Below are 26,706 nucleotides of genomic sequence, written 5' to 3'. Positions count from 1 at the left end.
CGATGATCCCGGCGAAACAGTCGCGATGGCGTACGCCCCTGGTGTCGCTCGTCGTCCTGCTGTTCCTCGCCGTCACCGGTGTCCCGGTCGCCGCCGAAGGCGACCGGGACACCGGTGACAAGCAGGGGAAGTCGGACGGCAGCATCGGCATCCAGTTGTTGGAGGCGTCGGCCGACCGGCACGACGACCCGCGCGCCAAGGTGTACATCGTGGACCACATGAAGCCCGGCACCGAGATGACCCGACGCTTCGCGGTGACCAACACCTCCCCTCGACCCCAGCGGATCACCATGTCGGTGGGCACCGCCGAGATCCGGGACAACAAGTTCGTGCCGTCGACCGACCCGCAGGTCAACGAGTTGCCCGAGTGGGTCCGGATCGACCAGCCCGCTTTCGTCGCGCCACCGCACAGCACCACCACGCTGCGCGCGACGGTGAAGATCCCGCCCTCGGCGCCGCGCGGCGAACGCTACGGGGTGATCTGGGCCTCGGTCGCCAGCGCGGCGCCCGACCCGGAGCACGGCAACGTGCAGAAGATCAACCGGACGGGCATCCGGCTCTACCTCGACGTCGGCCCCGGCGGTGACCCGCCGTCGGACTTCGAGATCGACAAGCTCGTTCCGGGGCGTACCGAGGAGGGGTTGCCGATCGTCCGGGCCACGGTGCGCAACACCGGGGAACGGGCCCTGGACCTCTCCGGCAGGCTGTGGCTCTCCGACGGACCGGGTGGACTCTCCGCCGGGCCGTTCGGTGTCACCGTCGGCACCACCGTCGCCCCCGGCGGCACCGCACACGCCGAGGTGCGACTGGACCGGCAGCTACCCAACGGTCCCTGGCAGGCCCGGCTCCGGCTGGAGAGCGGACGGATCCACCGCGAGTTCACCGGTGAGATCACCTTCCCCGACGAGAACGGCTCCTGGGGTCTGCCCGCCACCCTGTCGGACCGGCTGCCGGTGCTCGTCGCACTGCTCGGCGCGCTCACCCTCGCGGCCGGGATGTGGCTGGTCGTCGCGGTACGCCGGGCCCGGTCCCGGGTGGACCGGTTCGCCGTCTGAGACCACACCGGACGGCATGACATCGACGGTGATGGCCGGTCGGTCCGATCTCGGACTCTGTGGGACCGCTCCGGACGCAGCGCGTCTAGCCTGCGGGGACACCGTCCTCCCACCGCCGGTCCGGCCGGGCCGGCGGTTTCTCCGATCACCGGAGGTGATCACCATGACGCGTCCCACCGCCCGCGTCGCCGTCGCCGTCCTGGCCGCCGTCGGCCTCCTGGCCGTCCCGGTCGGCGCTCCCGCGCCGGCCCAGGCCGGCCCACCCGCCGGGGTACGGGCCGAGCAGACCCAGATCCTCAGCGTCGGCGGCGCCGGCCCGTTCCGCATCGACGCCAGCCTGACCACGTTGTCCGCCGCCGGCCTGATCGACTCGACCGCACCCGGCGGCTGCGACGACGTGGTGATTGCCGGGGTGACCGGCAGCTGGGCCGGCAAGATCCTGCTCACCTTCCGCGCCGGCCGCCTGGTGGCGATCGGCACCGCCACCAACCCGCCCCACTCACCCGCCGGGGCGGGGGTCGGTGACTCCTTCGCCGACCTGGCGCAGACCTACGGCACCCGCGGCGCACTGATCAGCAACGACGCCGGCACCGCCACGGCCTACCTGGTTCGGTACGGCCCCCGGGTCGAGCTGTTCACCGGCCACCCGATCCGGCCGGGCGTCGGCTACTTCCAGGTCGGCCCGGCCTCCTTCGTCGAGCGGAGCTTCCGCCAGGGCACACCCTGCTGATCCACGTCCGGTAGGCCTTCGCCGGGTCTACCGCGGCCCGACCGCCTCCGACTGCTCCCGGAGGCGGCCGGTCGACCGCAGCTTCCCCCATGGCCAGGCCTGCCGACCGCCTCCGGTCGCCACGCGGGTGACAGCTCACGCACAGCTGACACACAGGAGGCTCCCGTAGGCACACCTCATGCATATCGATGCTCATTGCTTGAATGGTCGATCGCCGGCACCGCCGGACCGGGCCCTGGCCGCCCGCATCCTGGTGGTCGACAACGAGCCGGGCATCGCTGCTCTGCTCGCCTCCACCCTCCGGATGGTCGCGTACGAGACGCGGGTGGTGAGCACCGGACGGGCAGCGCTGACGGCGGCGGAGGAGTTCGATCCGCATCTGGTCGTACTCGACGTGGTCCTGCCCGACCTGGATGGTTTCGAGGTGGCGCACCTGCTCTGGGCGACCGGGCGGCAGGTGCCGGTGCTCTTCCTCAGCGCCCGCGCCAGCGTCGAGGACCGGATCACCGGGCTGGCTCTCGGTGCCGACGACTACGTGGCCAAGCCGTTCAACCTGGCGGAGGTGATCCTGCGGATCCGGGCCATCCTGACCCGCAGTCGCCCGGACCTGTCGTCCGTCGCGGGCTCCCGACTGCTCGCCTACGCCGACCTCGAACTGGACGAGAGCACCCACGAGGTACGCCGAGGCAACCGGCTCGTGGCGCTCTCCCCCACCGAGTTCCGCCTGCTGCGGTACCTGCTGGTGCACGCCGAGTCGGTGGTCAGCAAGGCGCAGATCCTCAACCACGTCTGGCGATACGACTTCGGCGGCAACGGCCGGATCGTCGAGTCCTACGTCCACTCGCTACGCCGCAAGCTGGACGGGCTCGGCCCCGCCCTGATCCAGACCGTGCGCGGAGCCGGCTACACCCTACGGGTGGTGGAGCGGGGAGACCGATGAGTCCATGACGACGGGCACCGCGGTCCGCCGACCACCTGGGCGCAAGGGTCGTCCAGGGCCCCCGAGGAGGAGGCCCTGGATCCCGAAGGCGGCTACCCGGGGCTACTGCCCTCTGCGCTGGTCAGGGGCGCGGCCCACCACCGGTACGTTGACCGGCGACCACCGTGGAGTGCAGCGTCCCGGAGAGGGTGCCGCCGAGGTACGTTCCGCCACCGACCGCCGTACCCGAGACGCTGCCGCCGGTGTAGACCCGGTAGCTGGCGCCCCGGGTGATCTGGTTGCTGGTGAGGACGACCTCCTGGAACCGCTTCTCGGCCCGGAAGGTCGCAAGCTGCGTACCGGAGGTGGTGGCCAGGTGCACGATGGTACCGACCGCCTGCACGGCGCTGAACCGCACCGACACCCAGCCCTGGCCGCTCGTCGGCAGGGTGACGGTGGAGGCGCTGAGCCCGGAGGAGAGCATCGTGCCGCCCGTGAAGGTGGCGGCGCCGTTGGAGTCCAGGCCGCCTTCGCCACCGCCCCGGGTGGGTGACCCGCTCACCACCACCGTGCCACCTGACAGGGTGAAGGTGCCGTTCGAGTCCAGCCCGTCGGTGCCACCGCTGGCCACCAGCGTGCCGCCCGAGATCCGGATCCACGCGTTCGGGGCGATCACGAACTCGTTGAGGCCCTCCTCCACCGCGTTGACCGCGTCGTCGGTGGCGGTCACGTTGACCGTTCCCCCGGTCACCGACACCTTCAACGCCTCCAGTGCCTCGTACGAACGGCTGACGGTGACCGAACCGGCGGCGACGGTCAGGGTCGAGCCGGCCTTGAGGCCGTCGTCACCGGTGGCCACCGTCACGGTGCCGCCGTCAACGGTCAACGCCCCGTCCGAGTGGACCCCGTCGTCGGAGGAGTCGACGGTGACCCGCCCCTCACTGACCACGAGCAGCGTTCCGGCCTTGATTCCCTTGGTGGAGGAGCTGCCGACCGGGACGCTGCTGCCGCCGCCGGCCCGCACTCCGAGCACACCGCCCCAGACGACCACGTCGCTGGCCGCGTCGACGCCGTCCCCGCTCGCGGTCACCGTCACGGTCCCGTTGGCGACGGCGACGTAGCCTGCCGCGGCGGTGCCGTCCTCATCGGACTTGAGCCCGTCCCCGCCGGCGGTGACGGTGACCGTGCCACCCTCGACCAGCAGGTAGTCCTTGCCTCGGATGCCGTCGTCGAGAGCGTTCACGACGATCGTCCCACCGGTGACCACCAGGCCGTCCTTGCTGGCGATTCCGTCGTATGCGTTGCCCCGCACGTCCAGCGTGCCGGTGCCGGCGATCGTCAGATTGGCCTTGCTGAACAGGGCCGCGTTGGGCTCGTCCACCGTCGGGTCGGGGTAGACGTAGCTACTGGCGTCGCTGAGCCGGTTGGTGGTACCTGCGGCCAGGACCACCATCACCTCACCAGCGGCATCGACCTGCAGCGCGGCCCCGGTGGAGTTGTTCACCGTGACGCCGGCCAGGATCAGTCGGACCATCCCCGTCCCGGTCGCGTTCACCACGATCCGACCGTTGGTGAGCGTGCCGGTGAACTGGTAGGTGCCTGCCGTGGTCACCGTGACCACCGCGCCGCTGACGCTGATGCCGGGGCCAGCGGAGGTGGCGGAGCCGCCGGTCAGCGTCACGGGCACGACGGATCCGCTGTTCCAGTTGTGATCAGCGGGATCGTCGTGGTCCGCCTGGTTGGCGGCCATGGCCTGGGCAGCGGCGGGACCGGCCGCGAGCAGTCCCACGTCGGCGGGACCGGCAGCTACCGCCTGCGGGACGCCGGCCCAGAGGGCAGTCGCGGTCGCGGCGACGATCGCCAGGCCCGCGCGGCCGGCAGTCCGGGCCGGAGCACGGCGTCCGCCGTCGGGGCCCGGTCTCGGGGAGAGTCTCATCTGTCCATCCTGTCTGTCGTGAGCTGACGGTCGATCCGTCAGCCGAGTGGGAGTCGCGACTGCTCCGCCGGCCGATCGAACAGCTCACCCAGCTGCGTGGCACCCGCGGTGGGCACGAAGTGTCGCCGGAGAATGCGCCGCCACCGGGCGGCGGGCAGATCGGGGTGGAGTGCGGCCAGACCCGTGGCGTACTTGGAGACCGCCACCGGACGGTGGCCGTTACGCCAGAGCAGCCGGTCGACGGGGGAAACGGCGGAGGCGGTCTTCGTCTCCACGATCGCGAGGTCGGGCAGGTCCAGTCGACGGCCGGACTCGTCCTCCCAGGACAGCCCCACGTCGACGGTCGCCCGGCTCCCGCCCGTGGGCAGGTAGAGCGTGGTGCGTAGGTACCGGGTGACAAGTGTCGGTGCGAACGTCAGGGCCCGCCCGTCCGTGACGGGGCCGAGCACCCCGTCGACGAAGGACCGCCCGGGAGACAGCACGGTGCTGTCGTCGCGACGGTACGGGACCCGTTCCTTGACCGTGCCGCCACGAACGCCCTCGGTCTTCACCTCCAACCAGCAGTGGCCGGAGTCGAGGTAGGTCCGCGTCCTGACCTTGAACCGGCGGCGGCGTCGGTGCGCGGTGAGTCGAAAGCTGACCAGGTCGGGAGTGTCGAAGTAGACAGACTCGTAGCGGAAGGTCCGCAGACCGTCGATCGTCAGTACCTGGCCGACCGGCTGCAGTGCGGTAAGTAGCCTCGGCACCTCGGCGAGGGGTACCAGATACTTGCGGTCGACCCGGGTCTGCAGCGCCGCCCGTTCCGTCAGCTCCGCGAGACCTATCGGCAGAAAACCGGTCAGGGCACCCGTACAGCTCGATATCGCGATCATCGACCGGCTCCGACCTCGACGGCGCGTCGGGCAGTCGCGGCCGAGGCTGGCTGCGAGTACCGCACGTCGACGACCGTGGTGTCGTTGACCAGATCGAGCCGTTCGACGTTGGCGGCGTAGACCCGCGCGCCAAGCAACTGTTCCAGGTGCGCGGTGAGGGCGACCGGATCGGTGAAGGCGGTGTCGAGCACCAGCAGATGTCGCCGATGTCGGCGCAGCATGCGGGGATGGTCCCCGATGTACATCACCGCCAGGATCAGCCCGGTCAGCGCGGCGACCACCCAGAGCGAGGTACCGGCAAGTGGGCCGAGGATGCCCAGGGCGAGCGCGGAGAAGTAGTACGCGACCTCGTGCTGGTCCAACTCGGTGGAGCGCAGGCGAATGATCGACAGCACACCGAACAGTCCCAACCCGAGGCCGGCGCCGACCGTGCTGTTGCTCAGCGAGGTGGCGACGGCGAAAACACCCACGTTGACCCCGAGGTAGGCCACCACGAGATCCCGCCGCCGGTGCCGGGGTAGGTACATCCCGAAGACGAGCAGGCTCACAGCGATCAGGTTTATCCCGACCAGCACCAAACGTGACATAACGGCTCCTCCAGGCGCCCATGCGGCTCTGACCGGTGAACAGGGTCCGAAGCGGCGGTGAACAATCGCCGAACATCGATGGATAACAGTAGGCTGGCGCACCCCACCATGGGGCGCCTGAAACCTCAGAGTTCGCTCAGAGGATCTGACAGAAGGTGACCTGTGGAGCCACACTCCGTCACAGCACCGGAAGGCAGGTCGAGGGCGACACCTCGGGGCGAGTTCGGCATCAGGCCGTGTTAGGTACGACCGGCGAGCATGCATTCGGACGGCCAGAGCGTGCAGCCGCTCCCGTTCGGCGGTGGCAGCACGCCGGGCGGCGCCGGCCGCGGTGCCGCCGCGGCCCGCTGTCCGCCGGGGACAGCCGAACGTGAAAGTGGTTTCGCAACGGGGGTAGTTTCGACCCTCGCACCCATCCCTCACCCGTGCGAGGTGCCCGATCATGTCCTCTGTCGAAGAGATCACCGGCGAACTGCGTACCCTGCTGACCGGCGTCGAACGGGCGCAGAGCCTCACCGCCGCCGCCGACCACCAGGCCCAGGAGACCGCCGCCCGCGCCGCCGCCACCGGCTTCACCGCCGTCGCCGCCGGCATCGCCCGGGTACGCTCCGCTCCTTCGCCAGAGCCGTGATCAACTCACCGGACTCGTCCTCATCCAACACCCGCTCGACCAGCCCGCGCCAGATGTCCTCGTAGGTCTCGATCTCGTGCGGCCGGTCCAGGTAGACCGCCCCACAGGGACCGTCCATGTACACCGTCGACGGTTCCTGCGCCCGGACGTTCTCCGCAGGGAAGTCGAACAGTACGAACGGCGGCGCGGCCGACCAACGAGGCAGTCCGGCGGCGAGCGGCAGCACCCGGAGTTGGACGTTGTGCTGCCGTCCGGTGACCACCAGGGCGTCCAACTGCCGGGCCATGGCGTTCAGGTCCCGCAGTGGCCGACGGAGCGCCGCCTCGTTCAGGATCACCTCAAGGCGCGGTGCCACCGGCACCACACGGCCAACAACCGCTGCCGGCGTAGGCGCACGTCCACCCGGCCCGCTCGGTCCTGCTCACTCATCGTCGGATGATCGGTGGCGATCACCTCGGTCATGTACTCGACCGTCTGGAGCAGACCCGGAATCACACTGACCTCGTACTGCCGGATCACGCTGGCGGCGGCTTCGAGGCCGACGTACAGGCGGAACCAGTCCTTGATCACGTTGTCGTAGCTGTGCCACCAGCCCTTGGCCCGGGTCTCCCCGGCCAGGGCGCGCAGCCGCTCGGTGGTCTCCGGGTCGGCCCCGTAGAGCCGGCACATCGCGTCGATGTCGTTGTCGTTGGGGTGCATCGGCACCTGGCCGCTCTCGTACCGCCAGATCCGGGGGCCGGACCACTCCAGGGCCTTGGCCGCCGCCGTCACCGTCACGTACGCGTTCTCCCGCAGCTCGCGCAGGTATCTGCCGAGTTGCCGCCGTGGCACCGTGCTGCTGCGTCTGCGGGGGCTGCGGTGGAGCGGCTGCCCGGACCGGCACCTTCCGGTGCCGGTCGAGCCGTCCGGCGTACCCGGTCGGAGTCTCCTGCGGACGGCGATCCGGCTGGTCGGCGGCGGGCCTCGGCGCGGCCGGGCACGGTGACCGGGGTGCGGCGAGCGACGGACACGGGGGTGTCGGTGGCGGTGTTGCGGCGGCACGTGGCGGCCCGTCCGACCTGGCGGTGCCGGGTCTGTGCCGCGCCGGCGGAGTTGTTCCGGCGGTTCGTCGGGTGGGCCCGCCGGCACCGCGACAGCACCTGAACGGCGCGGTGGGCCCCGGGCGGTTCGCCCGGGGCCCACTCAGGTCGACTCAGGGTCGACCGCTGGCCGTCACGTCTCGATGGATCGGCGTCGGCGGATGATGGTCAGGACGGTGACGCCGGCCAGGACCATCCCGGTGCCGACTCCGAGGGTCCAGAACAGACCGGAGGCACTGTCGCCGGTCACCGGCAGGTGCGGATGCCTGGTCGGGTGCGGGTAGGTCGGCGAGACCGTCGGGGAGACCGTCGGCTGCGTCGGCGAGACCGTGGGCGACACCGTCGGGGAGGCCGTGGGCTGGGTCGGCGAGGCGGTCGGGGTGACCGTCGGCGAGGCCGTGGGCTGGGTCGGGGTGGCGGTCGGCGAGGTCGGCGCCAACGGCCGCTCGCACGCCGCCTCGGCCAGGATCACCGTACCGACCGGAATGTCCAGGACCTGACCCCCGACGATCGTCCCGGTCAGCTGGATGCTGGCCTGCACGGCGACGGCGGCGGCGGTGTCGGCGGTGACCGCCTCGACGCTGGTCAGGGTGACGGTCAGGCTGGCCTCGGTCAGCCCGGGGACGGTCACCGCGGCGCTCGCGGTCACCCCCGGGGTGTTCGGCACCAGCACGACGGGCGTGCCGAACAGGTTCAGTCCGACGACGGTGGTGTCGGCGGTGAGGGTGCCTACCTGCGGGCAGTTCACCGCGGCGGTGATCAGCTCCGCGTCGACCACCGGCACCCCCAGCACGCCGAGGGCCAGCGCGGCGATGTCGGCGTTGGCCGACGATGCGGTCGGACCCCGGGTGGCGCTGACCTCCACCACGGTGCCGCTGGCGGTCACCCCGACGGCTCCGGGGATCGTCACGGCCAGGCCGGTGGTGGTGTCGGTGCCCCCACCGGGCGGAGCCGTGGCGCTGCCGATGGTCGCGTTGGCGCTGATGACAGTCGTCCCGAGGACGCTGGCGGAGAGATCGACCACCACGCCCCGCGCGCTCGCGTCACCCGGTGCCGCCACGGCGGGACCGCCGGTCGCCAGAGCGACGAAGCCCGCGAATCCCGTGCCCGCGACGACCACTGTCGCCACCGATGCGATTCGTCTTCCCAGTTTCACGCTGTCGCCTCTTGTCCGTCTCGCCTCCCGACGGTCGGGAGGGGTCACATCGACCCGAGACTAAACGGACTTAAGGCAACAAAAACCCCATATCGCTATAAAAGTCGATCAGTGGACGAAGGTCACGGGTGACGACGCCTCCTGCTGGGCCCGCTCGTCGCCGCTTACCTCGTGCAGCGGCTTCTCCCGGATGAAGACCACCGCGACCAGGGCGAGGAAGGCGATCGGTGCGCCGATCAGGAACAGCTCCGAGGTGGCCGTGGCGTACGCGTCGCGGACCACCGCCAGGACCGGGGCGGGCAGCGCGGAGAGGTCGGGCACCTCGGTGGTGCCGCCCCCGGCGGCCCCGGCGGCCGGGCCGAGCTGCTCGGTCATCAGGCCGGTCACCCGGTTGGCCAGCACCGCGCCGAGGGCGCTCACCCCGATCGCGCCGCCCATGCTGCGGAAGAAGGTCAGCACCGAGGTCGCCGCGCCCAACTCGTGGGCGGGCACGTCGTTCTGCGCGGCGAGGACCAGGTTCTGCATCAGCATGCCCACGCCGGTGCCGAGCACCACCATGTAGAGCGAGAGCAGCGGTACGCCGGTCTCGGCGTCGATGGTGCTCAGCAACAGCATGCCGACGGTCATCACGGCCGCGCCGGCCACCAGGTAGATCTTCCACCGGCCGAACTTGGTGATGAGCTGACCGGCGACGGTCGAGGAGACCAGCAGGCCGAGAATCATCGGCAGGCTCATCAGCCCGGCGACGGTGGGCGACTTACCCAGCGAGGTCTGGAAGTACTGCGACAGGAAGACCGTGCCGCCGAAGAGCGCGACGCCGACCAGGACGCTGGCCACGGTGGTCAGGGTGACGGTGCGACTGCGGAAGATCTTGAGCGGGATGATCGGCTCGGCGACCTTCGACTCGACCCACACCGCCAGTGCCAGCAGCACCAGGCCGCCGACGACCATCAGCGCGGTCCAGCCCGAGGCCCAGGCGAAGCGGTGTCCGGCCAACGAGGACCAGACCAGCAGGGTGGAGACGCCCGCGGTGATCAGCGCCGCGCCCCACCAGTCGATCTTCGCCTTGCGGCGGACCACCGGCAGGTGCAGGGTGCGCTGCAGCAACGCGATGGAGACGATGCTGAACGGTACGCCGATCAGGAAGCACCAGCGCCAGCCCAGCCAGGAGGTGTCCACCAGGACCCCACCGATCAGCGGGCCGGCGATGGTGCCGACGCCGAAGACCGCGCCGAAGATGCCGGCGTACCGGCCCAGCTCCCGGGGCGGGATCATGGCCGCCATCACGATCATCGCCAGGGCGGTCATGCCGCCCGCGCCGATGCCCTGCACGACCCGGCTGACCAGCAGGATCTCCACGTTGGGGGTGAGTCCGGCGATCAGCGAGCCGAGCACGAACAGGCCGAGCGAGAGCTGGATGAGCAGCTTCTTGCTGTAGAGGTCGGCCATCTTGCCCCACAGCGGCACGGTGGCCGTCATCGCCAGCAGCTCGGTGGTGACGATCCAGGTGTAGACGGTCTGGCTGCCGTTGAGGTCGGCGATGATGCGCGGCAGCGCGTTGGCCACCACCGTCGAGGCGAGGATCGCCACGAACAGGCCCACCATCAGACCGGAGAGGGCCTGCAGCACCTCTCGCTGGGACATTCGGCCGGGACCCACCTTGAGTGGCTCCACCGGCACGGCGGATGCGGTCATCGTCGATTCCTCACACGATCAGTGCGCACTCCGACGCGGTCGCGCCGGGTGTTCGGGACAGGGTTGTCGGGACAGGGTTGTCGGGGATCACCGCTGGTGCGGTTCGGGGTGACGCGGGTCGGGCAGGCCGGCGGCGACCGCCGCGAACGCCTCGTCGACCAGGTCCGGCAGGGGTCGGGCGCCGCCGCTGTGGGCCCAGCGGACCATCGCGATCCGCAGTGCGGCACCGGTGACCGCCGTGACCAGGGCGGGGTAGGTGTCCTCGGGCGGCAGCCCGGTGCGCGCGGCCACCGCCGCCACCAGGGCCTGCTCGGTGGCGGCGTTGCCGGAGACCAGGCGGGCCAGCAGGACCGGGTGCTGCATCACCACCCGCATCCGCAGCAACCACAGCTCGGCCTCGCCCTCCACGTCCTCGATCACCTCGGTCAGGGCGAGTCGGATCGCCCGCAGCGCGGGCACCTGTGCCGGCACGTCGGCCAGGGCGCGCAGGACCCGCTCGCGGTCGCCCTCGCTGTCACCCACCAGCGCCTCGTCCTTGGCCGCGAAGTAGTTGAAGAACGTCCGGGAGGAGACGTCGGCGGCTTCGCTGATCTCCTCCACCGTCACCTGGTCCAGCCCACGCTCGGCGACCAGGCGCAGCGCGGCGGCGGACAGCGCGGCCCGGGTCTGCCGCTTCTTGCGGTCGCGCCGACCGAGCGGTCCGTCGGAGGTCATGCCCTCACTCTAGGAGCGAAGGTGCAGAGACTGCAAACTTTCGGAATGTGACACGACCCAGGTACGCGCACAGGCCGCTCAATCGACAGTAATGTGCGATGGACAATGCTGTGTGCCACACACTATGGTGTGACGCATGGGCAATGACGACATCCTCCGGACGCATCTGCAGGAGTTACGTCGGGGCACGGTGGTGGTGGCGAGCCTGATCGCGCTGCGCCGCCCCGACTACGGCTACGCGCTGCTGCAGCGCCTGGCGGCGTACGGATTCCCGGTGGACGCCAACACCCTCTATCCCCTGCTGCGCCGCCTGGAGGAGCAGGGCCTGCTGACCAGCGAGTGGAACACCGACGAGAGCCGCCCGCGCAAGTTCTACCGGACCAGCGAGCAGGGCGAGTCGGTGCTTACCCGGCTCCTCGACGACCTGGCCGCCGTCCAGACCGCCGTGACCGGCCTGATCGAAGGAGTGGACCGTTGAGTTCCCTGACCGACCGCTACCTCGCCGCCACCCTGCGCGCCGCCCCCGCCGCGCGGCGGGAGGAAATCGTCGCCGAGCTGCGCGCCGCCATCACCGACGCCGTCGAGGACCGGACCGGCGCCGGCCAGGACCCGGCCACCGCCGAACGGGACGTGCTCACCGAGCTGGGCAACCCGGAACGCCTCGCCGCCCGCTACGCCGACCAGCGGCTGCAGCTCATCGGCCCCGCCGTCTACCTGGCCTGGCGGCGGTTGCTCCGAGTGCTGCTGACCTTCGTGCCGGCCCTCGTCGGCACGGTGGTCGCCCTGGTCGAGGCGGCCACCGGCGCGGGCGCGGGCGCGATCGGATCGGGCATCACCACCGCCCTGAGCGTGGCGGTCCAGATCTGCTTCTGGGTCACCCTGACCTTCGCGATCCTGGAGCGCACCGGCACCGCCGGGGCACTGCCGGAGTGGACCGTCGACCAGCTCCCGGAGGACACCGCCGAGCGGAGCATCTCGCTTCCCGACACGGTCGCCGCGATCGTCGGACTGCTCTTCGCCCTCATCTTCCTGCCCTGGCAGCACCTGCGTTCCTCGGTCACCGCAGCCGACGGGGAGAACATCCCCCTGCTCGACCCGGCGCTCTGGGACTCCTGGCTGCCCGTGCTCGCCGCCGTCCTGCTCGCCAGCATCATCTTCGAGCTGGTCAAGTACCGGATCGGGCGGTGGAGCTGGCGACTCGTCGCGGTCACCGCCGCCCTCAACCTGGCCTTCGGAGTGCCCACGATCTGGCTGCTGCTGACCGAACGCCTGCTCAACCCGGCGCTGGTGCAACGCTTCGAGTGGCTGCGCGAGGGCGACAACCTGGCGACGGCGAGCACGGTGGCCGCCGTCTCGATCGCGGCGATCATGGTCTGGGACACCGCCGACAAGGCGGTGAAGACGTACCGGCAGCGGTGATCGACCCAGCGTAGGACGGGTGGGAACGCAGGTGGCGTACATCTCGCTCGACCCGGGATGGCATCGTTCCGGTGTGCAGACCTCCAACGACCACCAGTGGCGGCGGCCCGGTCCCACCCCGCGACAGCGTCGCATCGACCTCTGGATCGGGCTGGCCGTCGCCGCGCTGGCGTTGTTCAGCCTCACCCTGGCCCGCAGCGCCGGAATGTTCATCCTGGGGCCCGGCCCCTCCGCACCCGAGCAGGTCTTCTGGGCGCTGGCGGCGACCCTGCCACTGATCTGGCGGCGACGCTGGCCGGCGGTGACCACCCTGGTCATCTCGATCGCCTACATCGCCGGGCAGGGCCGGGCGGCACCGGAGAGCCAGATCACCAGCGGTGCGCTCTTCGCCGCCATCTACACCCTTGGCGCCTGGGGTCAGGACCGACGGCTGGCCCGCCGGCTACGCATCGGGGTCATCGGCACGATGTTCGCCTGGCTGGGGCTGTACTACGCGCTGGTCGGCTTCCGGGAGCTGGGCCCGGACGCCTTCTCCCTGGCGGTCGGCCCGGTGCCGCCGGTGCTCGCGGTGATGGTCAACGGGGTGCTGCTCAACGGCCTGTTCTTCGGCTTCGCCTACCTGTTCGGGGAGACCGCCTGGGTGGCCGCCCGCCGCGACCACGAGCTGCGCGCCCAGGCCGACCAGCTACGCCGCTCACAGGCCGAGGCACACGAACGGGCGGTCGTCGGCGAGCGGGTACGGATCGCCCGCGAGCTGCACGACGTGGTGGCCCACCACGTCTCGGTGATGGGCGTACAGGCCGCCGCCTGCCGCCGGGTGTTCGACAAGGACCCGGAGAAGGCGCGTACCGCGCTGGCCGCGATCGAACAGACCGCCCGCACCGCCGTCGACGAGCTGCGCCGGATGCTCGGCCTGCTGCGCGCCGTCGACACCGACGAGGACGACCGGCGCCCCGGCGGCGCCGACATCGACCGGGTGCCGGACCTGGTCGGCCGGGCCCGGGACGCCGGCCTGAAGGCCAGCGTCGGGGTGTACGGCGACGTGGTGCCGCTGCCCGGCTCGATGTCCCAGACTGGGTACCGGATCGTGCAGGAGGCCATCACGAACACGCTGAAACACGCCGGTGCCACCCTGGTCGACGTCCGGATCCGGTACCTGGACCACGAGCTGGAGATCGACGTGACCGACGACGGCCGGGGCGGACCCGCCTCAGGTGAGCGTGGGCTCGGGCTGATCGGCATGCGGGAGCGGGTCGCCGCGCACGACGGTGTGCTGGAGGTGGGTCCCCGCACCGGCGGTGGATGGCGGGTCCGGGCCCGCCTCCCGCTGGCCACCGACGCGACGGGACCGACGCGGTGACCGGCCCCGCAGTGGGTGCCGGTGCCGAGGGTGGGCGGCCGATCCGGGTGCTGCTCGCCGACGACCACCACCTGGTACGTACCGGCTTCCGGGTCATCCTGGAGGTGGAGGACGACATCGAGGTGGTCGGCGAGGCCGCCGACGGCGACCGGGCCGTGGCCCTGACCCGGGCAACCCGGCCGGACGTCGTGTTGATGGACGTGGAGATGCCCGGCATGGACGGCCTGGAGGCCACCCGGCAGATCACCGGCACCGCCGGCGCCGGACCCGGTCCGGCGGTGCTGATCCTGACCACCTTCAACCGCGAGGACTACCTCTTCGCCGCGCTCCGGGCCGGTGCCGGTGGCTTCCTGCTCAAGAACGGCACCCCGGAGGAGCTCGTCGAGGCCGTGCGGGTGCTCGCCCGTGGCGACGGGCTGCTCGCCCCGGAACTCACCCGGACGGTGATCACCGCCTTCGCCCGGTCGGTCGGCCCGGCCGGCGCCGGCCGAACCGGAGCAGACGCCCGGGCGGCCCTGGCCGCGCTCACCCCCCGGGAACACGAGGTGCTGGTCCTGGTCGCCCGGGGTGCCAGCAACGCGGAGGTCGCCGGCACCCTCGGTCTCGGCGAGGCCACCGTCAAGACCCACGTCAGCCGGGTACTCACCAAACTCGGCCTGCGCGACCGGGTCCAGGCGGTGATCTTCGCGTACGAACACGGGGTGGTCCAGCCCGGCGGGTGACCGGGATCCGCCGTACGGCGGACCCCGATGATCCTCCCCCGGCCCGAGGGACGGCCCCGCCGACCGCCCTACCGTGGGTCGGGTGACCACAACCCTTCGACTCGACGGGGTCGACCGCAGCTTCGGCGACCGACAGGTACTCAAGAACGTCACCTTCGACGTGCACGCTGGCCGGATGACCGGCTTCGTCGGCGGCAACGGTGCCGGCAAGACCACCACCATGCGGATCATCCTGGGGGTCCTCGCCCCGGACGCCGGGTCGGTGCGCTGGCGCGACGCGCCGCTTACCACCTCCGACCGGCAACGCTTCGGCTACCTGCCGGAGGAACGCGGTCTCTACCCCAAGATGACCGTCCGCGAACAGGTGACGTACCTGGGTCGGTTGCACGGGCTCGGCCCTGCCGCCGCCCGGCGGGCCACCGACGACCTGCTCGAACAGGTGGGGCTCGACGCCCGCGGCGACGACCTGCTGGAGACGCTCTCCCTCGGTAACCAGCAGCGTGCGCAGATCGCCGCCGCGCTGGTCCACGACCCGGAGCTGCTGGTGCTCGACGAGCCGTTCTCCGGGCTCGACCCGCTGGCCGTCGACACGCTGCTGGCGGTGCTGCGCGAACGGGCCGCCCGAGGGGTGCCGGTGCTCTTCTCCAGCCACCAGCTCGACGTGGTGGAACGGCTCTGCGACGACCTGGTGATCATCTCCGACGGGGAGATCCGGGCCACCGGCAGCCGCGACGAGCTGCGCTCGACCTACGCCCGGCCCCGGTTCGAGCTGGTGGTCGACACCGACGCGGGCTGGCTGCGCGACCAGCGCGGCGTGACCCTGGTCGACCTGGACGGGCAGCGTGCGGTCTTCGACCTCACCGCCGACGCCGACGACCAGCAGGTGCTGCGGGAGGCGTTGGCGCGCGGCCCGGTCCGCGCCTTCCGCCCGGTCACCCCCACGATCGCCGAGATCTTCCGAGAGGTCACCCAGTGAACACGTACCAGGCCACCCGCCTCGTCGCCGGCCGGGAGATCCGGGTCAAGCTGCGCGACCGTACCTTCCTGATCAGTACGCTGATCTTCCTGCTCATCGCGGCGGGGGCGACCATCCTGCCCGGGTTGTTCTCCAGTGGGCCGTCCAGCGTCGCGGTGGCCACCGAGAGCGTCGCCGCCGGGTTGCGCGACGCCGGCCTGCAGGTCCGCACCGTGGCCGACGACGCCGCCGCCGAGCAGGCGGTACGCGACGGCGACGTGGACGCCGCCGTGGTCTCCGGACCGACCGTGGTCGCCCTGGCCAACGCCCCCCAGGACGTGGTGAACGCGCTCAGCGTCGCACCGCCGGTCCGGTTCCTCGATCCGGACGCGGTCGACCCGTTCGTCGCCTTCATCGTGCCCTTCGCCCTCGCGTTCGTCTTCTTCATCACCTCCCAGACGTTCGGCCTGCAGATCGCGCAGAGCATCACCGAGGAGAAGCAGACCCGGATCGTGGAGATCCTGGTCGCCGCGGTACCGGTCCGGGCCCTGCTGGCCGGCAAGGTGATCGCCGGCTGCCTGCTCGCCCTGGGCCAGATCGCCCTGATCGCGCTGGTCACCTTCGCCGGTCTCGCGTTCAGCGGCAACACCGACCTGCTCGGCCTGCTGGGGCCGGCGATCGCCTGGTTCGTGCCGTTCTTCCTCTTCGGATTCCTGCTGCTGGCCGCGATGTGGGCGGTGGCCGGGGCACTGGTGGCCCGGCAGGAGGACATCGCCGCCTCCTCCACACCGGTGCAGATGGCCCTGATGGTGCCCTTCTTCGCGGTGGTCTTCCTCAACGACAACGCGGGCATCCTGCGACTGCTGTCGTACCTGCCGTTCTCGTCGCCGATGGCGATGCCGCTACGGGCCTTCACCGGTGACGCGGCGGGCTGGGAGCCAGTGCTGTCGCTGGCCCTGCTGGCGGTCAGCGCGGTCGCCTTCGTCCTGGTCGGAGCCCGGCTCTACGAGGGATCGCTGCTGCGTACCAACGGCCGGACCTCGATGTCGACGGCCTGGCGGCAGCGGGAACGGATCGGCTGAGCCACGACCCGGCCCGGGTTCCGGCCTCAGGCCGGCCCGGGATCGGGTTTCGGTCGGGCCCGGCGCCCGGTCAGCAGGGGACGGTGTCCCAGCCGGCGGGGAGGCGGGGCACCGGCCAACGGGGGTCCGGGCGCCACCCGGCCCAGGCCTCGTCCCACCAGCGCCGTCCCACGTCGAGCAGATCGGCGATCCGGGCCCCCTCGGCCCGGATCGCCTCGCCCTGCCCCGGGTAGCGCCCCTCGGTGAGCCGCTGCCCGAACAGCTCCACGTCCTTCCAGACGTACCGGTCGGCGTCCGCCGCCCACCACAGGTCCAGCTCGTGGTCGAGGGTGTCGATGCCGATCGGGGTACGCCGGAACGGATCCTGGAGATTGAAGTACCAGCCGGCGAAGGCCCGCTCGGGGCCTACCCAGAACACGTCGATCGAGTGCGCCACCCCGGGCAGGTGCAGCATCAGCTTGCCGGGCCCGGTCCACCGCTGGTGACCGCCCGTCTGCCAGGGGTGCCGGCCGGCCGGGAAGACCCCGGTTTCGGGGAAGCCGAAGGCGGCACCCTCGGGCAGGTAGAGCGCGAGCAGGTCCGGGGAGTCCTCGACACAGACGGTGGGCATGCCGAACCACACCTCGCCGAGCAGGATCTCGCGGCGCACGACCGGCTCACCCGGGGCGAACCGGCGCGTTGGTCCACTCTGCGTCAAGGACATCGACACTCCCTGATCCGGCCGCTACCGGACCAGGGTAACCGCCGCCGCCGTCCGGGCCGTGTCGACACGACGAGCCACGGCGGCCATGACCTCGTCACCGACGTCCCGGTGCGCGAAGATCCCCGCGGTCAGGTGATCCGTTCCTGATTCAGTTGGGGTACCAACCGGGCCACTGTTTCGAAGTCGGAGTCCTGATGGAGCACCACCAATTTCAGCCGAATCGCCGTGGCCACCACGAGATGATCTGCCACGGAAAGACCCTGATGGGCGCTGTGACTGGCGAGTTCCTGCCGGACTGCCCGGACAACCTGCCAGGCGTCATCCGGTACGGGAACCCAGGGGTAGACGTGGCGCAGTCCCTGCTCGACCCGGTCGTACGCCTTGGCGTCCGCGATGGTCAGCGTCTCCACGAGCACCGGATCGCAGATGGCAATCAGGCCACGGGCCGCCAGGTCGGACCACTGCGGATCAGCTTGACGCCGAACCATCCGGACCAGGGCGCTGGTGTCGACAAGGTACTTCACCTGTCGAGTTCGTCGAGCTGGTCGAAGTCGAATCCGCCAGCATCAGCGACCTCCTGCAGGTCGGCCAAGGCCTGCTGGCGGCGCTCGCGGCTTGACTCCACCGCCTGTCGGAGCGCCAGCGTCACCGTCTCCTTCTTGGTCGCGGTGCCGAGCGCCGCGGTGGCCTCCGCCAGCAGATCCTCGTCGAGATCCAACAGAGTTTTCGCCATCGAACGCACCTCCCGGAGAAGAATATATCCGGGAGGCGCGTATATCCAGGCAAGGTCAGCCGACAGTCCCGGCGACCACGTCACCTGAGGTCCGACGGGGCCGTCAGCACCTCATGCTTCGACCGACGCGAGCACGTCGTCCGAGACGTCGAAGTTGGCGTAGACGTTCTGCACGTCGTCGCAGTCCTCCAGCACGTCGATCAGCTTGAAGATCTTGCGTGCGCCCTCCTCGTCCAGCGGCACGTTCACGCTGGGGACCAGGGAGGTCTCGGCCGACTCGTACTCGATGCCGGCGTCCTGCAGGGCGGTGCGCACGGCCACCAGATCGGTCGGCTCGGAGATCACCTCGAAGGCCTCGCCGAGGTCGTTGACCTCCTCGGCACCGGCGTCGAGGACGGCCAGCATGACGTCGTCCTCGCTGGTCTGCTCCTTCGGGACGATCACCATGCCCTTGCGGGAGAACATGTACGACACCGAGCCGGCGTCGGCGAGCGAGCCACCGTTGCGGGTCAGCGCGGTGCGTACCTCGGTGGCGGCGCGGTTGCGGTTGTCGGTGAGACACTCGATGAGCATCGCGACGCCGCTCGGGCCGTACCCCTCGTACATGATCGTCTGCCAGTCGGCGCCGCCGGCCTCCAGGCCGGAGCCGCGCTTGACCGCCCGGTCGATGTTGTCGTTGGGCACCGAACTCTTCTTGGCCTTCTGGATGGCGTCGAAGAGGGTGGGGTTGCCGGCCGGGTCACCACCACCGGTGCGCGCGGCGACCTCGACGTTCTTGATGAGCTTGGCGAACATCTTGCCACGCTTGGCATCGATGACGGCCTTCTTGTGCTTGGTGGTCGCCCACTTTGAGTGGCCGGACATCTGCTACCTCCGTTGCTACCCGCCGTCTGCGTCGACCGCACCGTGCCCGCACCGACCCCACCCGGCGCACGCGGTGGTGCCGGTCGACCCTGGTGGAAGCCGTGGCGAGCAGATGCCCCGCCGAATCTCGGCAATCCTACCGACGTGCGGCGGGTGGACGTCACCCGCCGCACGTCGGCCGCCGGCCTGATCTCCCCCGAGCTCTACAGACCAGACAAAAACCACTCCCCTGTCCGGTACGCCCCCGACACGGTCGCCGCGGCCATTTCCTGCAGGTCGCAGCGCTCCGCCAGCCCCGCCCGGAACCGACGGATCGCCGCCAGCGACGGCAGCGGGTCGGGCAGGTGCGGGCCCGACATCACCTCGACGAAGGTGCACCCGTCGTCGAGCCGCAGTGTCACGTACCGCAGGTCCTCCGGTCAGCGCGCCGCGCGGACCAGGTCCACGAAGTAGGCGTGCAGCCGAGCGTCGCCGGTGAGTTCCGGGTGGAACGAGGTGGCCAGCAGGTGGTGGTGGCGGACCGCCACGATCCGCCCGGCGGCCGGGCCGGCGGTGACCGTGCCGAGCACCTCGACGTCGTCGCCGACCCGCTCGACCCAGGGGGCGCGGATGAAGACCGCGTGCAGCGGGCCGCCCTCGACCCCGGCGATCTCCACCGGCGCCTCGAACGAGTCGACCTGGCGGCCGAAGGCGTTGCGCCGGACCGTCATGTCGATCCCGGCGAAGCCCCGCTGGTCGGGCCGGCCGTCGAGGACCTCGGTGGCCAGCATGATCATGCCGGCGCAGGAGCCGTAGACCGGCAGGCCGGCGGCGATCCGCTTGTCGATCGGCTCGCGCAGCTCGAAGATGTCGACGAGCTTGCTGATCGTGGTGGACTCCCCACCCGGGATCACCAGCCCGTCGACCGCGTCCAACTCCTCCGCCCGACGCACCGCGCGCGCCTCGGCGCCCGCGTCGGTCAGCGCGGTGACGTGTTCGCGGACGTCGCCCTGCAATGCGAGCACGCCGATCACGGGTACCGTCACGTGTCTTCCTTCCAGGTGTTAGGAAGGGCCCCTTCCCCTACCGCAGGCGTTAGGAAGGGGCCCTTCCTTTCACGTCACCAGCCGCGCTCGGCCAGGCGGTGCGGCTGGGGGATGTCGTCGACGTTGATGCCGACCATCGCCTCACCCAGGCCCCGGGAGACCTTGGCCAGCACGTCCGGGTCGTCGTGGAAGGTGGTGGCCTTGACGATCGCGGCGGCCCGCTGGGCCGGGTTGCCGGACTTGAAGATGCCGGAGCCGACGAAGACACCCTCCGCGCCGAGCTGCATCATCATCGCCGCGTCGGCCGGGGTGGCGATCCCACCGGCGGTGAAGAGCACCACCGGCAGCTTGCCGGTCTCGGCGATCTCCTTGACCAGCTCGTACGGGGCCTGCAGCTCCTTGGCCGCGACGAAGAGCTCGTCGGTGGGCAGCGTCTGCAGCCGACGGATCTCCTGACGGATCTTGCGCATGTGGGTGGTGGCGTTGGAGACGTCACCGGTGCCGGCCTCGCCCTTGGAGCGGATCATGGCCGCGCCCTCGGTGATCCGGCGCAGCGCCTCACCCAGGTTGGTCGCGCCACAGACGAACGGCACGGTGAAAGCCCACTTGTCGATGTGGTTGGCGTAGTCGGCCGGGGTGAGCACCTCGGACTCGTCGACGTAGTCGACGCCGAGCGACTGCAGGATCTGGGCCTCGACGAAGTGGCCGATGCGGGCCTTGGCCATCACCGGGATGGAGACCGCGTTGATGATGCCGTCGATCATGTCGGGGTCGCTCATCCGGGACACCCCGCCCTGGGCACGGATGTCGGCGGGAACCCGCTCGAGGGCCATCACCGCGACCGCGCCGGCGTCCTCAGCGATCTTGGCCTGCTCGGCGGTGACCACGTCCATGATGACGCCGCCCTTGAGCATCTCGGCCATGCCGCGCTTGACGCGGGCGGTGCCGACGGTCGGCGTGGCGCTGGCGGGTGCGGCGGTGGATTCGGACACGGGTCATCGCTCCTCGGACGGGTACGGGGTGGCTTGTCGAAATGCTACGACGGCCACAACGCGCACCCGACAGCCAATCAGCCCCACGGTGGCCTGCTCTGTGGCCGTCATCACCCCGCCTGCTGCGGCTGCCCGGCCAGCCTGGAGTCCCCGGTGCCCCGGCGAGGGTGAAAGGGGTGCCCCGCTCTACCGAATGCGTTAAGAGGGGGCCCTTCCTTTCACCTCAGGCGGGGACGTCGGCGGCGGGGGTGGTGAGGGTGGGGTCGTCGACGTCGAAGTAGCGGGGCCAGTCGTGGCCACGCCCCATCCGCAACAGCCGCACCAGGGGCCGCCCCCGCACCGCCCGGGCGTCGCGTACCAGGTCGGTGTGCACCTGCCGGGCCAGCGCCAGGCGACGACTGGCCGCGATCACCGCCTCGCACTCGGGGTCGGTCGGGTCCAGCCGTACCGAGCGCAGTTGGCGGGTGAGGTCGTTCTCGGCCGCCTCCCGCTCCTGCGGCCCGGCGTCCAGAGCGATCCGCGCGGCGGCGTACAGCTCGACACCGAACCGCCGTTCGGCCAGCACCGCCGCGGCCGCGGCCCGGCGCAGCAGGTGGGCGTCGAGGGCACGGGCGGCCGACTCGGCCCGGACCTGGAGCCGCTCGACCCGGCCGGCGGTCCAGATCAGGTACGCCGCGACCAGGCCGACGACCACGGTCGCGCCCACCACCCACCACATGCCCGGCATCGTAGTGCTGCTCCGTTCCGCTCAGCCCAGCCCCACCCATTCCTGGTCGATGACCCGCCCGTCGGTCGCCTCGATGGCGGCGGCGTAGACCTCCACCACCCGCCGGGCCACCACGGGCCAGTCGAAGCCCGCCACCACCTGGTCGCCGCAGGCGGTCAGCGCGGCCCGACGCACCGGATCGTCCAGCAGTTCGCCGAGGATCGTCCGCAGCGCCACGGCGTCACCGTTGGGGAAGAGGCAGCCGGCCCGCCCCTGGTCGAGCACCCGACGGAACGCGTCCAGGTCGCTGGCGACGACCGTGGTGCCGGCGGCGAGGGCCTCGGTGAGGATCATCCCGAATGATTCCCCACCGGTGTTCGGCGCGACGTAGAGATGCACACTGCGTAACATGCGTGCCTTGTCCGCCTCGGAGACCCGTCCGAGGAAGTCCACCCGCTCGCGCAGGTCGGCCGGGAACCGGCCGTAGAGGTCGTCCGGGTCACCGGGGCCGGCGACCAGCAGCCGCAGGCCGGGCCGTTGCCGGGCCAGCTCGACGAAGGCGTCACGCAGGATCGGGAAGCCCTTGCGGGCCTCGGTGAACCGGCCCAGGAAACCGATGCTGCCGCCGACGCCCGAGGCGCACTCCCCCGGCCACCCGGGCAGCGGATCGACCCCGGCGTACTTACGCACGGTGACCCCGTTGGGGATCTCCACCGCCCCGCCGTCGAGGTGTTCGACCTGCACCTTGCGGGCCAGCGCGCTCACCGCGATCCGGGCGGTGATCCGCTCCAGCACGATCCGCAGCGCCCCCTGGGCCGCCGAGAGCACCCGGGACCGGGTCATCGCGGTGTGGAAGGTGGCCACCACCGGCCCCCGGGCGGACAGGACCGCGAGCATCGACAGGCTGAGGGTGAGCGGCTCGTGCACGTGCAGCACGTCGAAGTCACCCCGGATGATCCAGCGCCGGACCCGGGCGGTGGAGACCGGGCCGAAGGCGATCCGGGCCACCGAACCGTTGTACGGCAGCGGCACCGCCCGGCCGGCCGGCACCACGTACGCCGGTAGTTCGGAGTCCTCGTCGGCCGGGGCGAGCACGCTCACCTGGTGACCGAGCCCGATCAGGGCCTCGGCGAGGTCCATGACGTGGTTCTGCACTCCGCCGGGAACGTCGAAGGAGTACGGGCACACGATGCCGATCCGCACGTCAGTGCCCTTCGTCTCAGACCGAGCCGGTGGCGGCCGGGGGCCTCGTACGGTCCGGTCCCGGGCCCTTCTGGTCCAGCCACATACGCTGCAACATGTGCCAGTCTTGCGGATGACGGGCGATGCCCGCCGCCAGACCGTCGGCAATTCGCTGGGTCAGCAGCCGGACCCGCTGGTCCAGCGGGCCGCTGTCGGGTGCCGGCAGGGTCAGCGGACCGTCGAGGGCGGCACAGGCCGCGTCCGGTTCGTACCACATCGAGGCGACGTAGAGCGGGGCGCCGGTCCGGATGGCCAGCAGCGCGGGGCCGGCCGGCATCCGGGTGCGGCCGCCGAAGAAGTCCACCTCCACGCCCCGGGCGGAGAGGTCCCGGTCGGCGAGCAGCGGCACCACCGTACCGGCGCCCAGCCGGTCCACCAGCACGTCGAAGGTGGGCCGGGTACCACCGTGGTTGGGCAGGATCTCCATCCCCAGCCCCTCCCGGAAGGCCACGAACCGCTCGAAGACCCCCTCGGGCTTGAGCCGCTCGGCGACCGTGGTGATCGGCCAGCCGGTGGCCGCCGCCCAGGCACCGGCCAGGTCCCAGTTTCCGGCGTGCGGCAGCGCCACCACCGCGCCCCGCCCGGCCGCCACGTCGGCGGCCAGCGACTCGGAGTTGCCCAGCCGGAACTCGGCCAGGATCTGCTCCCGGCTCAGCGCGGGCAGCCGGAAGGCCTCCATCCAGTACCGGGCGTACGACCGCAGACCCTGCCGGACCAGGTCGTCCAGCTCGGCCTCGGGCATCGCCGGGCCGACCACCCGGCGTAGGTTGGCCCGCAGCCGGCGGGCCCCGGCACCGCCGCGACGGTGGGACCGGTCCGCCCCGGCCCGGAAGGCGGCGGCGACCATCGGCCGGGGCAGCGCGCGGACCAGCCGCCAACCGGCGACGTACCCGAGCTCGGTCGCGTTCACCTGCGCCCGCCCGTCACCCCGGGCCCACGTGCGGTGGCCGTCACCGCTGGCCGCCCGGCTCGAGCTGGCGGGCCTGCCGGTGGACGTGGACCATCCGCTGCCCGACGGTGAACACCGAGACCGCCGCGAGCAGCCAGAGCGCGATCGGCAGGGCCCGGTCCACGCCGAGGCCGGTGAGCAGGCCGCCGACGCCGACGATGAGCAACCGCTCGGTACGCTCGGCGATGCCCACGTTGCAGGTCATGCCGAGTCCCTCGGCGCGGGCCTTCACGTACGAGACGAGACCGCCGACGGCCAGGCAGAGCAGGGCCGCCGCCACCGACGGGTAGTCGCCCTGGGTGGCGAGCCAGTAGGCCACGGCGCCGAAGACCGCGCTGTCGGCGACCCGGTCCATGCTCGAGTCGAGGAACGCGCCGAAGCGGGTGGAGCCGCCCGACATCCGGGCCATCGTCCCGTCGAGCAGGTCGGTCAACGCGAAGACGGTGACGATGAGCGCTCCGGTGACCAGGTGGCCGCGGGCACCGAAGCCGAGGGCACCGACGAGCACCCCGACGGTGCCCGCCACGGTGACCGTGTTGGGGGTGACGCCCGCTTTCAGCAGGCCGCGTGCGACAGGCTCGACGACGCGGGTCATCCCCGCTCGGGCCGACACTTGGAAGATCTTCGCCATGGCGGTCCCACGATAACGGGCGGTCCACCGTCCGCGATACGGCCGGTGGTCGCCCGGCGCGGCGTGGTGGTGTGCGGCCGGTCGAAGAGGTGAAATCGGGCGGTGATGGTGAGCCAGCTCACCCACGTGCCTGCCCCGTCGGTGCGGGACGGCGGGACACCGGAGGATATCGCCGCGGATCAGCCCCGGGCCCGCTGCCGTAACGGGTGGCGGACACCACCACCGGTCGAGGAGGTGCGCCCGATGGCGCAGCGCAGTGAGGTGCGCCCGATGGCGCAGCACGGTCAGGACGGCACCACCGGCGTGCCGTCGGTGGTCACGGCACCCGACCGGGTACGCAACGTGGTGCTCATCGGGCACTCCGGTTCGGGCAAGACCACCCTGGTGGAGGCCCTGCTGGCCGCCGGCGACGCGGACGGTCCGGACGCGGCGGCGGGCAGCCAGCGGCGGGCGGTCGGCCTGGCCTGCGTACCGCTGTGGCACCGCGGTGTGAAGATCAATCTGCTGGACCCGTGCGGAGACGGCGACGGCCCGGACGGCCCGGAGGACGGTCTGCGGGCCGGGCTACGGGGCGCCGACGCGGCGTTGTTCGTGGTCTCCGCCGTCGACGGGATGGACACCGCCACCGCCGCCCGCTGGGAGGAGTGCGCCGCCCTGGGCCTGCCCCGGGTGGTGGCGGTGACCCGGCTGGACCACCCCCGCGCCGACTTCGACGAGGTGGTGGCGCTGTGCCAGCGGGTGTTCGGCGACAACGTGTTGCCGTTGCATCTGATCATGCTCGGCGACGACGGTGAGTCGGTGGCCGGGCTGCTCGACCTGGTCACCCGCCAGGTCTTCGACTACACCACCGGCCTGCCGGCCCAGGTCCGCGAACCCGAGCCGCAGCACCTGCCGGCGATCACCGAGTCCCGGCACGAGCTGATCGATCCGCTGGTCGCCGAGAGCGAGGACGAGTCCCTGATGGACCGCTACCTCGCCGGCGAGGAGATCGACAGCGCGGTGCTGGTCGCCGAGCTGGCGCAGGCCGTGGCGCGGGGCCACTTCCACCCGGTACTGTCGGTCTGCGCGGCCACCGGTGTCGGCCTGGACGTCCTGCTCGACACCCTGGTCACGGCCGTCCCGTCGCCGTTGGAGCGCGACCTGCCCGCGGTGACCGGGGTGGACGGCTCACCCCGCCCCCCGTTGCCCTGCGACCCGGACGGTCCGCTGGTGGCCGAGGTGCTCCGGACCGGCACCGATCCGCTTCTCGGTCGGATCTGCCTGGTCCGGGTCTTCTCCGGCACCCTGCGCCCCGGACAGGACGTGCACGTCTCGGTCTCGGTCTCGGGCTCGGGCTCGGGCTCCGGCTCCGGCTCCGGCTCCGGCTCCGGCTCCGGCTCCGGCTCCGGCTCCGGCTCCGGCTCCGGCTCCGGCTCCGGCGAGCGTGGCAGTGCCGAGCACGACGCCGACCAGCGGATCGGCCGCCTCCACCACGCGCTCGACGGGGACCGGCGCGAGGTGCCCTTCTGCGTCGCCGGCGACAACTGTGTGATCACGAATCTCGGCAGCGCGGGGATCGGGGACACCATCTCCGCCCGGCACGACCCACTGCTGATCATCAGCTAGGGCTTGATCGACTCGGTTGGGCCGAAAAGGCGGTGTCCGGGGTCGGTTGATGCCGCCATATCGGCCCAACCGAGTCGATCAACGCCGTTGTCCCGTGAGGCGACCCGCCGCAGTCCGGAGAGGCGACCCGACCGGCAGGCCGCCGCAGTCCGGCGAGGCGACCCGACCGGCAGGCCGCCGCAGTCCGGCGAGGCGACCCGACCGGCAGGCCGCCGCAGTCCGGCGAGGCGACCCGACCGGCAGGCCGCCGCAGTCCGGCGAGGCGACCCGACCGGCAGGCCGCCGCAGTCCGGCGAGGCGACCCGGCCGGCGGGCCGCCGCGGTCGGGCGAGGCGAGGCGACCG

At 71.5% G+C, this 26,706-nt stretch carries 28 protein-coding genes and 2 pseudogenes; 12 read left to right on the top strand and 18 right to left on the bottom strand.

The genetic code is table 11. The features are described from left to right. Positions 1–2 precede the first annotated feature (2 nt). The 3 genes from ACN28G_RS07380 (at position 3) to ACN28G_RS07370 (ending at position 2,725) form a co-directional block, all read left to right on the top strand. Positions 3–1,055: a hypothetical protein gene (locus tag ACN28G_RS07380; protein ID WP_139135638.1), complete on the top strand. Its 1,053-nt coding sequence runs from the start codon at positions 3–5 to the stop codon at positions 1,053–1,055. 163 nt (positions 1,056–1,218) lie between these two features. Then, entirely contained in the window at positions 1,219–1,785 is a 567-nt protein-coding gene (locus ACN28G_RS07375; RefSeq protein ID WP_091446282.1) for a hypothetical protein, read from the top strand. A 199-nt stretch (positions 1,786–1,984) separates the two neighbouring features. Then, complete coding sequence (locus tag ACN28G_RS07370; protein WP_268239676.1) at positions 1,985–2,725, top strand: response regulator transcription factor; 741 nt, start codon at positions 1,985–1,987, stop codon at positions 2,723–2,725. A 121-nt stretch (positions 2,726–2,846) separates the two neighbouring features. Here the strand turns inward: ACN28G_RS07370 and ACN28G_RS07365 are convergent, their stop codons facing one another. Genes ACN28G_RS07365 through ACN28G_RS07355 form a run of 3 tightly spaced genes read right to left on the bottom strand, consistent with a single transcriptional unit; the run spans position 2,847 to position 6,099 of the window. Beyond that, positions 2,847–4,640 carry a carbohydrate-binding domain-containing protein gene (locus ACN28G_RS07365; protein ID WP_091436510.1) on the bottom strand — a complete coding sequence of 598 codons (1,794 nt, stop codon included), beginning with the start codon at positions 4,638–4,640 and terminating at the stop codon, positions 2,847–2,849. Positions 4,641–4,678: 38 nt separating this feature from the next. Then, positions 4,679–5,512, bottom strand: coding sequence for a polyphosphate polymerase domain-containing protein (locus tag ACN28G_RS07360; RefSeq protein WP_091436508.1), 834 nt, complete (start codon positions 5,510–5,512; stop codon positions 4,679–4,681). Continuing rightward, on the bottom strand, positions 5,509–6,099 hold the full coding sequence (locus tag ACN28G_RS07355) for a DUF4956 domain-containing protein (protein WP_421478749.1): 591 nt from the start codon (positions 6,097–6,099) through the stop codon (positions 5,509–5,511). Before ACN28G_RS07355 ends, ACN28G_RS07360 begins: the two co-directional genes overlap by 4 nt. A gap of 442 nt (positions 6,100–6,541) precedes the next feature. Between ACN28G_RS07355 and ACN28G_RS07350 the strand changes: the two genes are divergently transcribed. Further along, positions 6,542–6,730, top strand: a complete 189-nt coding sequence (locus tag ACN28G_RS07350; RefSeq protein WP_091436503.1) for a hypothetical protein — start codon at positions 6,542–6,544, stop codon at positions 6,728–6,730. Here the strand turns inward: ACN28G_RS07350 and ACN28G_RS07345 are convergent. Then, positions 6,672–7,501, bottom strand: a pseudogene (locus ACN28G_RS07345) (helix-turn-helix domain-containing protein). The gene ACN28G_RS07350 and the pseudogene ACN28G_RS07345 sit on opposite strands and share 59 nt — an antisense overlap. Positions 7,502–7,720: 219 nt before the next feature. On the opposite strand from ACN28G_RS07345, the gene ACN28G_RS07340 reads away from it, so the two are divergent. Continuing rightward, on the top strand, positions 7,721–7,873 hold the full coding sequence (locus tag ACN28G_RS07340; RefSeq protein ID WP_175440504.1) for a hypothetical protein: 153 nt from the start codon (positions 7,721–7,723) through the stop codon (positions 7,871–7,873). A gap of 69 nt (positions 7,874–7,942) precedes the next feature. On the opposite strand, the gene ACN28G_RS07335 is transcribed toward ACN28G_RS07340, so the two are convergent. The 3 genes from ACN28G_RS07335 to ACN28G_RS07325 form a co-directional block, all read right to left on the bottom strand. Beyond that, positions 7,943–8,938, bottom strand: coding sequence for a hypothetical protein (locus tag ACN28G_RS07335; RefSeq protein ID WP_139135637.1), 996 nt, complete (start codon positions 8,936–8,938; stop codon positions 7,943–7,945). Positions 8,939–9,073: 135 nt separating this feature from the next. Further along, the gene (locus tag ACN28G_RS07330) at positions 9,074–10,660 is read right to left on the bottom strand and encodes an MDR family MFS transporter (protein WP_091436499.1); all 1,587 of its coding nucleotides are present in this window, start codon (positions 10,658–10,660) and stop codon (positions 9,074–9,076) included. Positions 10,661–10,747: 87 nt separating this feature from the next. Next, positions 10,748–11,374 (bottom strand): TetR family transcriptional regulator, encoded by a 627-nt coding sequence (locus ACN28G_RS07325; RefSeq protein ID WP_091436497.1) that lies wholly within the window; start codon positions 11,372–11,374, stop codon positions 10,748–10,750. 136 nt (positions 11,375–11,510) lie between these two features. Between ACN28G_RS07325 and ACN28G_RS07320 the strand changes: the two genes are divergently transcribed. From ACN28G_RS07320 to ACN28G_RS07295, 6 genes are all read left to right on the top strand, one after another. Next, positions 11,511–11,852 (top strand): PadR family transcriptional regulator, encoded by a 342-nt coding sequence (locus tag ACN28G_RS07320; protein WP_091436495.1) that lies wholly within the window; start codon positions 11,511–11,513, stop codon positions 11,850–11,852. Beyond that, positions 11,849–12,793 (top strand): permease prefix domain 1-containing protein, encoded by a 945-nt coding sequence (locus ACN28G_RS07315; protein ID WP_091436493.1) that lies wholly within the window; start codon positions 11,849–11,851, stop codon positions 12,791–12,793. Before ACN28G_RS07320 ends, ACN28G_RS07315 begins: the two co-directional genes overlap by 4 nt. A gap of 73 nt (positions 12,794–12,866) precedes the next feature. Continuing rightward, positions 12,867–14,153 (top strand): sensor histidine kinase, encoded by a 1,287-nt coding sequence (locus ACN28G_RS07310; protein WP_373868345.1) that lies wholly within the window; start codon positions 12,867–12,869, stop codon positions 14,151–14,153. Next, a complete protein-coding gene (locus tag ACN28G_RS07305) occupies positions 14,150–14,875 on the top strand; it encodes a response regulator (protein ID WP_373868341.1) in 726 nt (241 codons plus the stop codon). The genes ACN28G_RS07310 and ACN28G_RS07305 overlap by 4 nt, the downstream gene beginning before the upstream one ends. An 82-nt stretch (positions 14,876–14,957) precedes the next feature. After that, a complete protein-coding gene (locus ACN28G_RS07300) occupies positions 14,958–15,851 on the top strand; it encodes an ABC transporter ATP-binding protein (RefSeq protein ID WP_091446279.1) in 894 nt (297 codons plus the stop codon). Beyond that, complete coding sequence (locus tag ACN28G_RS07295; RefSeq protein ID WP_091436488.1) at positions 15,848–16,912, top strand: ABC transporter permease; 1,065 nt, start codon at positions 15,848–15,850, stop codon at positions 16,910–16,912. The genes ACN28G_RS07300 and ACN28G_RS07295 overlap by 4 nt, the downstream gene beginning before the upstream one ends. 70 nt (positions 16,913–16,982) lie before the next feature. Here ACN28G_RS07295 and ACN28G_RS07290 read toward each other — a convergent pair whose 3' ends face one another. The 11 genes from ACN28G_RS07290 to pgsA all read right to left on the bottom strand — a co-directional run bounded on the left by ACN28G_RS07290 (position 16,983) and on the right by pgsA (position 24,757). Continuing rightward, a complete protein-coding gene (locus tag ACN28G_RS07290) occupies positions 16,983–17,615 on the bottom strand; it encodes a DUF402 domain-containing protein (RefSeq protein WP_091446276.1) in 633 nt (210 codons plus the stop codon). A gap of 128 nt (positions 17,616–17,743) precedes the next feature. Beyond that, the gene (locus ACN28G_RS07285; RefSeq protein WP_091436486.1) at positions 17,744–18,139 is read right to left on the bottom strand and encodes a PIN domain-containing protein; all 396 of its coding nucleotides are present in this window, start codon (positions 18,137–18,139) and stop codon (positions 17,744–17,746) included. After that, on the bottom strand, positions 18,136–18,348 hold the full coding sequence (locus ACN28G_RS07280) for a type II toxin-antitoxin system VapB family antitoxin (RefSeq protein ID WP_091446274.1): 213 nt from the start codon (positions 18,346–18,348) through the stop codon (positions 18,136–18,138). The genes ACN28G_RS07285 and ACN28G_RS07280 overlap by 4 nt, the downstream gene beginning before the upstream one ends. 111 nt (positions 18,349–18,459) lie before the next feature. Then, positions 18,460–19,212: a YebC/PmpR family DNA-binding transcriptional regulator gene (locus tag ACN28G_RS07275; RefSeq protein ID WP_091436483.1), complete on the bottom strand. Its 753-nt coding sequence runs from the start codon at positions 19,210–19,212 to the stop codon at positions 18,460–18,462. 203 nt (positions 19,213–19,415) lie between these two features. Next, entirely contained in the window at positions 19,416–19,613 is a 198-nt protein-coding gene (locus tag ACN28G_RS07270; RefSeq protein WP_421478748.1) for a hypothetical protein, read from the bottom strand. Between the two features lie 18 nt (positions 19,614–19,631). After that, the gene (gene pdxT / locus ACN28G_RS07265) at positions 19,632–20,237 is read right to left on the bottom strand and encodes a pyridoxal 5'-phosphate synthase glutaminase subunit PdxT (RefSeq protein ID WP_091436478.1); all 606 of its coding nucleotides are present in this window, start codon (positions 20,235–20,237) and stop codon (positions 19,632–19,634) included. 74 nt (positions 20,238–20,311) lie between these two features. Continuing rightward, positions 20,312–21,229, bottom strand: a complete 918-nt coding sequence (pdxS, locus tag ACN28G_RS07260) for a pyridoxal 5'-phosphate synthase lyase subunit PdxS (RefSeq protein ID WP_091436476.1) — start codon at positions 21,227–21,229, stop codon at positions 20,312–20,314. A 223-nt stretch (positions 21,230–21,452) separates the two neighbouring features. Next, entirely contained in the window at positions 21,453–21,956 is a 504-nt protein-coding gene (locus tag ACN28G_RS07255; RefSeq protein ID WP_091436473.1) for a hypothetical protein, read from the bottom strand. Positions 21,957–21,977: 21 nt separating this feature from the next. After that, a complete protein-coding gene (locus ACN28G_RS07250) occupies positions 21,978–23,138 on the bottom strand; it encodes a glycosyltransferase family 4 protein (protein ID WP_421478747.1) in 1,161 nt (386 codons plus the stop codon). Positions 23,139–23,154: 16 nt separating this feature from the next. After that, positions 23,155–24,087 carry a phosphatidylinositol mannoside acyltransferase gene (locus ACN28G_RS07245; RefSeq protein WP_421478746.1) on the bottom strand — a complete coding sequence of 311 codons (933 nt, stop codon included), beginning with the start codon at positions 24,085–24,087 and terminating at the stop codon, positions 23,155–23,157. A gap of 40 nt (positions 24,088–24,127) precedes the next feature. Next, the gene (gene pgsA / locus ACN28G_RS07240) at positions 24,128–24,757 is read right to left on the bottom strand and encodes a phosphatidylinositol phosphate synthase (RefSeq protein ID WP_091436464.1); all 630 of its coding nucleotides are present in this window, start codon (positions 24,755–24,757) and stop codon (positions 24,128–24,130) included. Positions 24,758–25,027: 270 nt separating this feature from the next. Between pgsA and ACN28G_RS07235 the strand changes: the two are divergent. Then, positions 25,028–26,353: pseudogene (locus tag ACN28G_RS07235) on the top strand (GTP-binding protein); the annotation flags it as partial. Positions 26,354–26,706: the final 353 nt, after the last annotated feature.

The sequence above is a fragment of the Micromonospora sp. WMMA1923 genome, from assembly GCF_049179195.1.
Classification (GTDB): Bacteria; Actinomycetota; Actinomycetes; order Mycobacteriales; family Micromonosporaceae; genus Micromonospora; species Micromonospora yangpuensis.
The sequence above is the reverse complement of the archived record's forward strand: the minus strand, read 5'-3'. Positions and strand labels throughout refer to the sequence as shown.